Annotated in this window: 9 protein-coding genes; 6 read left to right on the top strand and 3 right to left on the bottom strand. The window is 54.5% G+C overall.

Going from position 1 to position 11,457, the window contains the following annotated elements; all coding sequences use genetic code 11:
• Positions 1 to 146 precede the first annotated feature (146 nt).
• The 3 genes from cirA to yieE form a co-directional block, all read right to left on the bottom strand.
• Positions 147 to 2,108 (bottom strand): catecholate siderophore receptor CirA, encoded by a 1,962-nt coding sequence (cirA, locus tag KW828_RS20580; protein WP_218338109.1) that lies wholly within the window; start codon positions 2,106 to 2,108, stop codon positions 147 to 149.
• A gap of 281 nt (positions 2,109 to 2,389) precedes the next feature.
• Positions 2,390 to 3,859 (bottom strand): amino acid permease, encoded by a 1,470-nt coding sequence (locus tag KW828_RS20575; protein WP_218338108.1) that lies wholly within the window; start codon positions 3,857 to 3,859, stop codon positions 2,390 to 2,392.
• A gap of 159 nt (positions 3,860 to 4,018) precedes the next feature.
• Entirely contained in the window at positions 4,019 to 4,885 is an 867-nt protein-coding gene (yieE, locus tag KW828_RS20570) for a DNA-binding transcriptional regulator YeiE (RefSeq protein ID WP_218338107.1), read from the bottom strand.
• A 119-nt stretch (positions 4,886 to 5,004) separates the two neighbouring features.
• On the opposite strand from yieE, the gene KW828_RS20565 reads away from it, so the two are divergent.
• From KW828_RS20565 to KW828_RS20540, 6 genes are all read left to right on the top strand, one after another.
• Positions 5,005 to 6,069, top strand: coding sequence for a YeiH family protein (locus tag KW828_RS20565; protein ID WP_218338106.1), 1,065 nt, complete (start codon positions 5,005 to 5,007; stop codon positions 6,067 to 6,069).
• A gap of 59 nt (positions 6,070 to 6,128) precedes the next feature.
• Entirely contained in the window at positions 6,129 to 6,986 is an 858-nt protein-coding gene (nfo, locus tag KW828_RS20560; RefSeq protein ID WP_218338105.1) for a deoxyribonuclease IV, read from the top strand.
• Between the two features lie 244 nt (positions 6,987 to 7,230).
• Entirely contained in the window at positions 7,231 to 8,064 is an 834-nt protein-coding gene (locus KW828_RS20555; protein ID WP_218338104.1) for a PRD domain-containing protein, read from the top strand.
• A 25-nt stretch (positions 8,065 to 8,089) separates the two neighbouring features.
• Positions 8,090 to 9,634 carry a PTS transporter subunit EIIC gene (locus KW828_RS20550; RefSeq protein WP_218338103.1) on the top strand — a complete coding sequence of 515 codons (1,545 nt, stop codon included), beginning with the start codon at positions 8,090 to 8,092 and terminating at the stop codon, positions 9,632 to 9,634.
• Positions 9,621 to 10,820 (top strand): MalY/PatB family protein, encoded by a 1,200-nt coding sequence (locus KW828_RS20545; RefSeq protein WP_218338102.1) that lies wholly within the window; start codon positions 9,621 to 9,623, stop codon positions 10,818 to 10,820. The genes KW828_RS20550 and KW828_RS20545 overlap by 14 nt, the downstream gene beginning before the upstream one ends.
• Positions 10,813 to 11,403, top strand: a complete 591-nt coding sequence (locus tag KW828_RS20540) for an SIS domain-containing protein (protein ID WP_218338101.1) — start codon at positions 10,813 to 10,815, stop codon at positions 11,401 to 11,403. The genes KW828_RS20545 and KW828_RS20540 overlap by 8 nt, the downstream gene beginning before the upstream one ends.
• Positions 11,404 to 11,457 lie beyond the last annotated feature (54 nt).

Genomic DNA, 11,457 nt, shown 5'->3' with positions numbered 1-11,457 from the left:
CCACTGCATAAATCTACGTCACAGGCTGCAAGCCTGAGGCCGGGTACGGCATGTGGACTGCATGGCAGAAAGAACCGGCCGGTTCTTTGTGCACGGGAAGCATAATACAAGGCCGGGTAAGGCGCAGTCGCCACCCGGCAAACCCATCAGAACCGGTAATCCACCGCCATAAAGTAACGCCGTCCGTCTTCGTTATAGCTGTAATCATCGCGGCTGAGATCTTTATCCGTCAGGTTCAGCACACCGGCACGCAGCTTGACGTTTTTCGTTGCCTGCCACGCACCGCCAGCATTCCAGATCACATAGCCGCCCGGCGTGGAACTGGTGGCGCTGATGCGGCGTTGTTCACCCCGGTAATTTCCGGACACATAGAAGGACCAGTCCTGAACCGGTTGCCAGTCCACGGTGCCGTTGGCGGTATGGAACGGTAATTCCTGCAACGGCTTGTTGCCGCCGTTACTCAGATCGCGTCCGTCGTTGTAGGTGTAGTTCAGTGTTAACTTCCACTGATCGTCAAACGGCACTTTCAGCTCGGTTTCTACGCCGCGAATACGCGCTTTGTTGACGTTGTAGTAGCGGAAAATAGGTTCGCCATCGGCATTCACACCGACATAGTTCGGATAGCCCTTCGCCGCTTCTGCATCAGGTGTACGATTGATGCTGATGCGATCTTTAACATCATTCTGGAAGGTGGTGATGCTCGCCTGCACACCCTCAAGCCAGCCCTCTTCCCCGGCGTAATACAGACCCATTTCGTAGCTTTCGCTGGTTTCCGGCTTCAAATCCGGGTTGCCGACGACTTCACATCTGCCACGACAAGAACCGGAAATCCAGTCCGGACTGAGCTGTAACAGTGAAGGCGCTTTGAAGGCTGTCGCCCAGCCGCCTTTTACCGTCAACGTATCGGTGGCGTTGTACACCAAATAGGCTCGGGGACTCCAGTGATCGCCGTAGGTATCGTGATCGTCCATACGCACACCGGTGGTCAGCGCCAGCGGCTCGAAGATGCGCCATTCGTCTTCGATAAACAGCGCATATTGGCTGGTTGAAGTTGCGCTGCTGTTGCCGCCGGTGATGTTAACCGGATCTTTCAGCTTGTCGTGACGCCATTCACCGCCGAGGGTCACGAACTGGTTAATCGCCTCCACAGGGAGCACGTATTTACCGTCGATGGTATTGCTTTCCGAGGTGATAACACCGCGGTTGCCGGGATTTTTATTGTCGACTTTTTCGCCGTAGTATTTCAGTTCGCTGTTACCCAGATCCCAGCGACCATTATGAGTAAGCGAGACGTTCTGGCGTTCAAGGCGGTTCTTATCGAGGGAATCGGAGCTGCGATCCTGGCGGTCGAAGCCATAACCGGCGGTGAAATCGTGATTTTCATTTGGCGTCCATGCGAACTCCACGTTCGCATCGCGGCTGGTAAAGCCTTCGATACGCGGCGTTTCGCCCGTGGCGGCGATGTTCGACGGTTCCGCTTTGTCTTTTTCGCGTTTTGCCACGCTGCCGAATGCTTTCATGCCGAGCACGCCGTCAATCAGCGGGCCGCTGGTGAAGAACTGGCCGTTCCAGGTATCACCGCGATCGCGTTTTTCCTGGATAGTGCTGTCGGCGGTGAGGCTGCCGGTCCACTGCTGGCCAATTTTTTTGGTAATGATGTTAACCACCCCGCCGAGAGCGTCAGAACCATAGAGCGACGACATCGGGCCACGCACCACTTCGATACGCTCGATGGCGTCCACCGGGATCCAGTTCAGATCGAAGTCATTGTGACGGAATACGGCGTTGCGCGAGTTAACGCGTTTGCCGTCGACGAGGATCAGCGTATAGCTGCTGTCGAGGCCGCGAATGCTGACGCCTTTGCGGTTATCGCCTTCGTTGGTGAGCTGTACGCCGGGCACCTCCTGCAGTACATCTTTGAGGTTCTGTACCGGCTTGCGTTGCAGATCCTGCTGCGTGATCACGCTGATACTTGCCGGCGCGTCCTTCACATTCTGCTCGGTGGCAGCGGCGGTAACCACCATCGTTTCATTGGCAAACGCTGGCAGTGCAAGTGAAATGGCGGACGCGCACAGTCCTCCCCGCACGACGGGATTCAGGGTAAACATTCCAAATTCTCCATGAACTAAAGACAACAAATAAGAAAGATGTTGCTCACAATGCGCAGATCCCGCCCGCTACGGTGGCGAAGGCGGTGATAATAATGTCGTTGACCCGGCGCGACACGCGGCGGTTTTATCGTTTTGAAATTGCTGGCAACGATAATGCAAATAATAACAATTATCAATTGAATTGTTAAAAGTTATGTCAAGACGGGAAGATAAATGAGAAGGGAAAGCAAAAGAAGCTGACCGGGTGACGCGTGCGCCACGCGGTCAGATAACAGAGATTACTGCTTAATGCGGTCCGGGAATTCCATATCGCGATAGCTGACAAACTTCGAGCCGCGGCTGAGTTTGTAGCCAAACCAGATGATCAGGAACAGCGGAATACCGATATAGGTGGCTGCCACGCCGCCCCAGTCAATGGTATCTGACAGGAAGGCTTCGTAGTTCTGGCCAAGCGTAATGAGCAGGCACAGCACAAAGGCAAAGATCGGCCCCAGCGGGAAGAAACCGGAACGATACGGCAGTTCGCTCAGATCGCGTCCTTGCATCACATATCCGCGACGGAAGCGATAATGGCTGATGGCGATCCCCAGCCAGGCGATAAAGCCCGTCATGCCCGAGGTATTCAACAGCCACAGGTACACGGTCTGGTTGCCAAACATCGAGGTCAGGAAGCACAGACCTGCGATCACCGTCGTCGCGTAAAGCGCGTTACGCGGCACCCCGCCCTTCGACAGCTTGCTGAAAATACGTGGCGCTTTACCGTCACAGGCCAGCGTGTAGAGCATACGCGTTGAGGCGTACATGCCGGAGTTACCCGCCGACAGCACCGCCGTCAGGATCACTGCATTCATGATCGCCGCCGCAGACAGCAGACCCGCATGCTGGAATACCAGCGTGAACGGGCTGACGCTGATGTCTTTCACATCGTTGCGCAGCAGGCTCGGATCGGTGTACGGAATAATCAGGCTGATCACCAGGATAGCGAACACATAGAACAGCAGGATACGCCAGAACACCTGACGCACCGCACGCGGAATGTTCTTCTCAGGATCTTCAGATTCGCCCGCCGCAATGCCAATCAGTTCGGTACCCTGGAATGAGAAGCCGACGATCATCGCCACGCCAATCATGGCAGCAAAACCGCCCGCAAACGGCGCCTCGCCGATGCCCCAGTTGCTCCAGCCCGCAGGCTCTGCGCCCTGGAAAATACCCAAAATCATCATCACGCCGACGATAATAAAGACGATAACCGTGACGACCTTAATTAAGGAGAACCAGTATTCGGCTTCGCCGAAGCCTTTTACCGAGATCCAGTTGAGCAGGAAAATGACGCACAGGAACAGCGCGCTCCAGATCCAGCCGGGTGTATCCGGGAACCACCAGCTCATCACCAGTTGTGCCGCCACCAGATCCACCGCGATGGTCACCGCCCAGTTGTACCAGTAGTTCCAGCCCAGCGCGAAGCCAAAGCCTTCTTCGACATATTTCTGACCGTAAGTGGCAAAAGAGCCGGAAACCGGCATATAAGCCGCCAGTTCGCCCAGACTGGTCATCAGGAAATAGACCATCAGGCCGATCAAAATATAGGAGAACAGTGCGCCGCCCGGCCCTGCCTGAGAGATGGTTGCGCCTGATGCAACAAACAACCCTGTGCCGATGGAGCCACCAATAGCGATCATCGTCAGGTGACGCGCCTTGAGTTCACGACGCAGCGTGGGCGCTTGTGTGGTTTTAGATTCGGAAACCATGGGAAAATGCTGTCCTTCCAAAAAATGAGGCCGGATTGTAGCAGACCAGACGGCATCCTTCCGGCACAAATGCGCAGTTATAAGAGAGCTTCATGACTGGCCGCGGATTATAAGTAAAGCAGTGGATGCGTGGCTTTACGATAATAAAATGCGCTGGCCTCATTCACCGCAATAGCGCAAAAACCGCTTCAGGGCGCTGGAAAGATGCTTTTGCCGGTGATGAATACGCCACAGCGTCCTTACCAGGCGCGGCAGCGGAATGGGCACTTCCACCAGCGAGCCGGACTCCAGCTGTTCGGCGATCACCCGCCGGGACAGACAACTGATGCCCAGCCCATGGCGCACCGCATGTTTAATGGCTTCGGAATTCCCCAGCTCCATGCCCAACTGAAACTGCGGCAGATGCGACAGCAGCAGGTAATCCACCAGTTCACGCGTGCCGGAACCGCGTTCGCGCAGGATCCAGGGCGCTGCCGCCAGCTGTTCCAGCGTAACCTCATGCTGTAGCAGCGGCGATGACGGTGAGGCAAATACCACCAGTTCATCTTCCAGCCAGGGTTCCGCGATAATTTCCGCCGTATGGCAAGGCCCTTCGATAAGCCCAATATCCACGCGGAAATCCGCTACCGCGTTGATCACGTCCTGGCTGTTGCCGACGCTCATCTCCAGCGGCAGGTCGGGGAAATCCCGGCGATAACGGGCGATCACTTCCGGGAGAATGTAGTTGCCGATGGTGCTGCTGGCAGAGACGCGGATCGCGCCGTTATCCTCGCGGAACAGCTGCTCGATCTCCGTCGCCTGCTCCAGCAACGCCAGCGCGCGCGGATACAACAGCCTACCGTGTTCATTGACCACCAGCCGTTTGCCGACGCGATCGAACAACTGCACGCCGAGTTGCCCTTCCAGATCGCTTAACGCCGCGCTGACCGCCGACTGTGACAAGGCCAGCATTTGCGAGGCCTGGGTTGTCGAGCCACTTTTCAGCACTTCCACAAAAACGGCCAGTTGCCGCAACGTAATATGCATGGTTAACCCCATCCGGTAAGGCGCCGCTTACCACTTATAAAGATTAATTATAAATATATAATCAATTTTATTTTTAAGCCAGCAACCCTTACGCTTTGTCCACACAAAGGAGAAAGGTTATGACTGAACTTACCTTACACGCACACTCTTCATTTCACCGTTACGCGCCCGGCCTTGCGCTTAGCGCGCTGGTGGCAGGGTTTGCCCTGTGGACAGGCAGCATTCCGGCCATTGCCGGTGCCGGATTCAGCGCCCTGACGCTGGCGATCCTCGCCGGCATGATTATCGGTAATACGCTCTATCCGCATGCTGCGCCCCATTGTGATACCGGCGTACTGTTCGCCAAACAGCATCTATTACGCCTGGGGATCATTTTGTACGGTTTCCGGCTGACCTTCTCGCAGATTGCCGATGTCGGCATCAGCGGGATCGTTATTGACGCCCTCACCCTGACCAGCACCTTTGCGCTGGCCTGCTTCCTCGGGCAAAAAGTCTTCGGGCTGGATAAACAAACCAGCTGGCTGATTGGCGCAGGCAGCAGCATCTGCGGCGCGGCGGCGGTGCTGGCAACCGAGCCGGTGGTAAAAGCGCAGGCGAGTAAAGTGACGGTAGCCGTGGCGACGGTGGTGATCTTCGGCACGCTGGCGATCTTCCTTTATCCGGCAGTGTATCCGCTACTGAGCACGTTTTTCAGCCCGGAAGCCTACGGCGTCTATATGGGTTCGACCATGCATGAAGTGGCGCAGGTGGTCGCAGCCGGTCATGCCGTTGGGCCGGATGCCGAAAATGCCGCAGTGATCGCCAAAATGCTGCGTGTGATGATGCTGGCCCCCTTCCTGATCCTGCTGGCAATGCGCGTCAAACGGCTGGCTCCGCAAGATAATACGCAGCACAGCAAGATCACCATTCCGTGGTTCGCCGTGCTGTTCATCGTGGTCGCGGGTTTCAACACCTTTAACCTGCTGCCCGCCGCGCTGGTGCAGACGCTGGTCACGCTGGATACCGTTCTGCTGGCGATGGCGATGGCGGCGCTCGGACTGACCACTCACGTCAGCGCCCTGAAAAACGCCGGTGTGAAACCCCTGCTAATGGCGCTGGTGCTGTTCGTCTGGCTGATTGTCGGCGGCGGGCTGATTAACCTGGGAGTGGAGGCCGCTTTATCCACAGCCATAACCCCCCTGTAAAATTCCTGTTAACCCGGTATCATGGCGACTTTGCCCGGCCGGGTTTGCCAGGAGTGTTTATGAAATACATTGGAGCGCACGTCAGCGCCGCGGGGGGTGTCGCTAATGCCGCGATGCGCGCCGCGGAAATCGGCGCAACCGCGTTTGCCCTGTTCACTAAAAATCAGCGTCAATGGCGCGCCGCACCGCTGACAAGCGAAACGATTGATGACTTTAAAGCCGCCTGCGAAAAATACGGCTACACGTCAGCGCAGATCCTGCCACACGATAGCTACCTGATAAATCTGGGTCACCCGGTGGCCGACGCGCTGGAAAAATCCCGCGAAGCGTTTCTCGATGAAGTGACGCGCTGCCAGCAACTCGGGCTGAGCCTGCTGAACTTCCACCCTGGCAGCCACCTGATGCAGATCCCGGAAGAGGCGTGCCTGGCGCGTATCGCTGAGTCGATCAATATCGTGCTGGATAAAACCGAAGGCGTCACCGCGGTGATCGAAAACACCGCCGGACAGGGCAGTAATCTGGGCTTTAAGTTTGAGCATCTGGCGGCAATTATCGACGGCGTGGAAGACAAATCCCGCGTCGGCGTCTGCATTGATACCTGCCATGCTTTTGCCGCGGGTTACGATCTGCGCAGCGCCGCGGAATGTGAAAAAACCTTTGCGGAGTTTGAGCGCATTGTCGGTTTTAAGTATCTGCGCGGGATGCACCTCAACGATGCGAAAAGCGCGTTTGGCAGCCGCGTTGACCGCCATCACAGTCTCGGTGAGGGCAATATCGGGCATGATGCGTTTCGCTGGATCATGCAGGACGCGCGTTTTGACGGTATTCCGATGGTACTGGAAACCGTTAACCCGGATATTTGGGCGGAAGAGATCGCCTGGCTAAAAGCACAGCAACACAGCGAAGTGACGGCATAATAGTATTACGGGTGCCTTTAATGATGAATAGAATTAAAGGCACAATTAACCCCACTCACTCAAAATTATTTATGTGACGGCACTCAAATTATATTAATCTGATCGTATTCACGATTATCGGCTTTCTCTACACTGCTGCTATTAAAGAAAACATCACTGGCACTTGTAACTATTAAATTAGGCAAGGGCAATACCTGAAGGGCCTCCCCCTTTATGTATTGCCCTTTTTTTATGGGGAGAGGTCATGATTATTGCGAAAATTCTCAACAATAATGCGGTTATCGCTACTAACCGGGAAGGCGAAGAGATCGTCGTCTCCGGTGCCGGAGTGGGTTACAACCAAAAAGCAGGTACCCGACTTGATCAGCGCCTGATCAACAAAGTCTATTACATTAAAGAGGAACACAAAGATCAGATTTACGATCTCATCAAAAAGGTCAGTATTGAATATATTCATATCGCGGAAAAAATCATTGTACTGGCGGAAAAAGAACTGGGGCAAAAATTGTCTGCATCCATCATTTTTTCGCTGGTTGATCATATCGCTAACGCGACCCTGCGCCAGCAGCAATTCGTTCACTTACCGAATTTGTTCCTTGATGAGATCGCCCTGCTCTATCCGCAGGAATACGCCGTCGCAGAACAGGCGCTCGCGATCATCGCCCGCGAAACCGGTATCCAGCTTGCGGCGGATGAAACCGGCTATATCGCGCTACACCTCATCAATAACTATCAGCGGACGGATATTTCCGTTTCCATTCTGGCGCTGGTCAAAGAGATTATTGCCATCGTGGAAACAAGTTATCATTGTGTCCTTCCAAAAGATTCGTTCGATCACTCCCGCTTTATGATGCATCTGAAATTTTTTGCTTACCGTATTATTCATAAAGAGGAGATTAACGAGTGTGATTTTCGCATTATCTACGAATACTTTACCGAGACGGACGCGCAGCTTAAAAAATGCGTCACGCGGATTAGTCAGTATATTAACGACAACTATCAACGCAGTATCAAAATGAGCGAGAAACTCTACCTTTCCATTCATATTAAAAATGTAATGAGCCGCCGGATTAATTAATTCCGGGAAAACAATGGAGTGTTAAATGAAATCCTCAACTATTTGGCATTATTTCCAGAGTCTTGGAAAGGCTTTTATGTACCCTATTGCCCTGCTCAGCGTCTGCGGCATGATGCTTGGTCTGGGCAGCGGATTATCCGACGCCAGCGTGGCGCACTATTTACCTTTTATGGCCTGGCCACCGGTAAAAACCACCCTGTTATTTATTGTCGAACTGGGATTATATGCTTTCGCTAATCTGCCGGTATTGTTTGCCATCGCCATTCCGCTCGGTTTATTAAAAGACAAAGAGGACAAAGCCTACGGCGCATTTTCCGGGCTGATCGGGTTTATGGCCATGCACCTGGGCACACATTTTTATCTGCAACAAAACAACCTGCTGGTGGCCAGCGATCAAATGTCTACCCACGGTCAGACGATCATTCTTGGCATCCAGACCTATAACACCAGCGTGTTAGGCGGCATTGTCAGTGGTTTGCTGGTCAATGCGCTGTATCGGCACATCGTCGCACTTAACATCCCGGCATCGTTGGGTTTTTACAGCGGCCCGCGATTAGTGCCTATTGTGACGCTGATCCTGATGAGTCTGGTAGGACTGGTCATTCCCTTCGTCTGGCCACCGTTTTTCAATATGTTTATGGCTATTGGACGCTGGATCTCCACCTCCGGCCCGGTGGGCTATTTCTTCTATGCCGTGGCGGAGCGCGTCACCATACCTTTTGGCCTGAATCATCTGGTCACGTCGGTATTCCGCTTCACGCCCATCGGCGGCTCGGCCATTATCAATCAGCAGGAATACTTCGGAACGCTGAATATGTTTATGGCGTACGTGAAAGAGAATGCCGTTATTCCTCTCGATCTCGCCGGCAAAATGGAACAGGGCAAACTGATGATCCAGTACGGGCTGGCGGGGGCGGCGCTGGCGATGTATCAGACGGCCAAAAACCGCATGGCGGTGAAAGCACTGCTGATTTCCGGCGTGCTGACGGTGATCGTCGGCGGTGTCAGCGAACCCATCGAATTCCTGTTTTTGTTCGTCAGCCCGGCGCTGTTTGCTTTCCACGCGTTTATGAACGGTTTTGCCAATATGATCCTGCCCTATATGGGCGTGAAAATGGGCTTCACCGGCGACTTGATCCAGTTTATCAGTTTCGGCGTTCTGCGCGGCGTGCGTACCGGCTGGCCGATCGCCATCATGGTGGAGGTGGTGTACTTCGTTATTTACTACCTCGTCTTTCGCTGGGCGATCCTCAAATTTAATCTGCTCACCGTCGGTCGCGAAGAGGACGGGGATAGCACCCTGCCCGATGCCACACCTGATAAGGGCGAGGAGATGGTCAGCGCGCTTGGCGGCCGGGAAAACATTGTCTCGCTGGATAACTGCGTCACCCGACTGCGCCTGGTGGTCAAGGACATCTCGCTGATTGATGAGGCCAGGATCAAACGTGCCGGCGGCGTCGCCATCGTTAAACTTGATGCCACCACCCTGCAAATTATCATTGGCACGAAAGTCTTCGCCATGCGTCGCGAGATGGATGCTTACATGGGGGTGCGTCATGACGGATTTTAATACCCCGATTTCGCGCTATCACACTTATTGTACGCAGTGGGATTTTGCCGCTGACCGCTTTGGTGAAGCAGACGTATTACCGTTTTCCATTTCGGATATGGATCTTGCGGTGCCGCCGGCGATTATGAGTGCCCTGACCGCGCGCCTGAGCCATCCGGTGCTGGGTTACAGCCGCTGGCAACATGCGGATTACCTTGAGGCGATTGTGCACTGGTATGACAAACAGTTCGCCTGCCCGATAAAGCCGGAGTGGATCGCCTACAGCCCAAGCGTCATGTACTCCCTGAGTAAGCTTATTGAACTGTTAAGCGGCACGGCAGACGGCATTTGCCTGTTCACGCCCGCGTATAATGCGTTCTTTGATGTCATCCGCCAGAACCGCCGCCAGCTGCTGACGTCTGAGCTGAAGCGGAGCGGCGGCCGCTACCATATCGACTGGCAGGATTTTGAATGCCAGGCGATGCGCGCCAGCATTATCCTGTTATGCAACCCGCACAATCCAGTCGGTCGCTGCTGGACGCCCCATGAAATCACCCGCATCCTCGATATTGCGCAAAAACACCAGTGCTGGGTGATCTCTGACGACATTCATATGGACATCACTTTTACGCAGAACACCTTTCCGCTGCTCAAAGCGCAGCATCCTCATCATGAAAAGCTGGTGGTGCTGTCATCGGTGTCGAAAACCTTCAATCTTCCGGCACTGACCGGCTCCTATGCGCTGATCCCCGATCCGCAACTGCACCAGAAATTTGTCACCCTCACCCGCTACCGGGATTTCGTTAACTCCCCGGCGATCCTCAACGTCATCGCCACCATTGTTGCGTACCGGGAATGCGACGACTGGCTTGCGGCGCTGCGGGGGCACCTGCAACAAAATCTTGCCTTTGTGGCGTCATTTCTGGCGACGTTTTTACCGGAAATCACCCTCGTGCAACCCGACGGCTGCTACTTTGCCTGGCTGGATTGCCAGCGGTTGACCGTCTCAGACGCGGTGCTTCAGCACTATCTGGTGCAGGCGGGCAAAGTGGGCATCATGTCTGGCAGTCATTACGGACGCGGCGGCGAGCATTTCCTGCGGCTTAACTGCGCCTGTTCCCGCGCCAAACTGGAAGACGGATTACACCGGCTGCATAAAGCCGTGAGCGCGCTCAATAACGCGCGACAAGGAGATCATCATGAATAACAGTACGCTGCCCCTGCTTAAAAACTATATGCGCAAAGAACACCAGGCTATTGGGGAGTTACTCACCGCGCCTTTCCCCGGTATGGAGATGTTGATCGACATTATTCTTGGCGCTAAGGGACGAGTGGTGTTCGTCGGCATTGGCAAATCTGGCCACATTGGTAAGAAGCTTGCCGCCACTTTTGCCAGCACGGGAACACCGGCGATTTTTGTACACGGCACCGAAGCGTTACACGGTGATTTGGGGATGATCCACAGGGATGATATTGCCATTCTGCTGTCAAACAGCGGTGAAACGCAGGAGATGCTGGCCCTGCTGCCCAGCCTGAAAAAAATGGCTGTTCGGCGGGTGGCTTTTACCGGCAACCGGCATTCATCGCTGGCAATGGCCTGCGATCTGGCCATTGAGATCCGCGTGGAAACTGAGGCGGATGATTTAGGGCTGGCACCGTCAAGTTCCTCGACGGCGGTCCTGGTGGTAGGGGATGCGCTGGCGCTGACGCTCTCGCATTTAAAGCAGTTTACCCGGCAAAATTTTGGCCTCTACCATCCCGGCGGCACGCTCGGGAAACGGGCCGTGTAAGCAATAAAAAAGGACAGCATCTGCTGTCCTTTTTGCGTGCCCGGCAACTTACTC

The organism is Enterobacter sp. ENT03 (genome assembly GCF_019218745.1).
Lineage (GTDB): Bacteria > Pseudomonadota > Gammaproteobacteria > Enterobacterales > Enterobacteriaceae > Enterobacter_D.
This window is presented reverse-complemented; position numbering and strand designations above follow the sequence as displayed.

What these genes read in the sequence shown, in the direction of transcription:
- cirA (WP_218338109.1), bottom strand. Translation starts at nt 2,108, where the DNA reads ATGTTTACCCTGAATCCCGTCGTGCGGGGAGGACTGTGCGCGTCCGCC.
- KW828_RS20545 (WP_218338102.1), top strand. Translation starts at nt 9,621, where the DNA reads ATGACGGATTTTAATACCCCGATTTCGCGCTATCACACTTATTGTACG.
- KW828_RS20540 (WP_218338101.1), top strand. Translation starts at nt 10,813, where the DNA reads ATGAATAACAGTACGCTGCCCCTGCTTAAAAACTATATGCGCAAAGAA.
- KW828_RS20565 (WP_218338106.1), top strand. Translation starts at nt 5,005, where the DNA reads ATGACTGAACTTACCTTACACGCACACTCTTCATTTCACCGTTACGCG.
- KW828_RS20575 (WP_218338108.1), bottom strand. Translation starts at nt 3,859, where the DNA reads ATGGTTTCCGAATCTAAAACCACACAAGCGCCCACGCTGCGTCGTGAA.
- yieE (WP_218338107.1), bottom strand. Translation starts at nt 4,885, where the DNA reads ATGCATATTACGTTGCGGCAACTGGCCGTTTTTGTGGAAGTGCTGAAA.
- KW828_RS20550 (WP_218338103.1), top strand. Translation starts at nt 8,090, where the DNA reads ATGAAATCCTCAACTATTTGGCATTATTTCCAGAGTCTTGGAAAGGCT.
- KW828_RS20555 (WP_218338104.1), top strand. Translation starts at nt 7,231, where the DNA reads ATGATTATTGCGAAAATTCTCAACAATAATGCGGTTATCGCTACTAAC.
- nfo (WP_218338105.1), top strand. Translation starts at nt 6,129, where the DNA reads ATGAAATACATTGGAGCGCACGTCAGCGCCGCGGGGGGTGTCGCTAAT.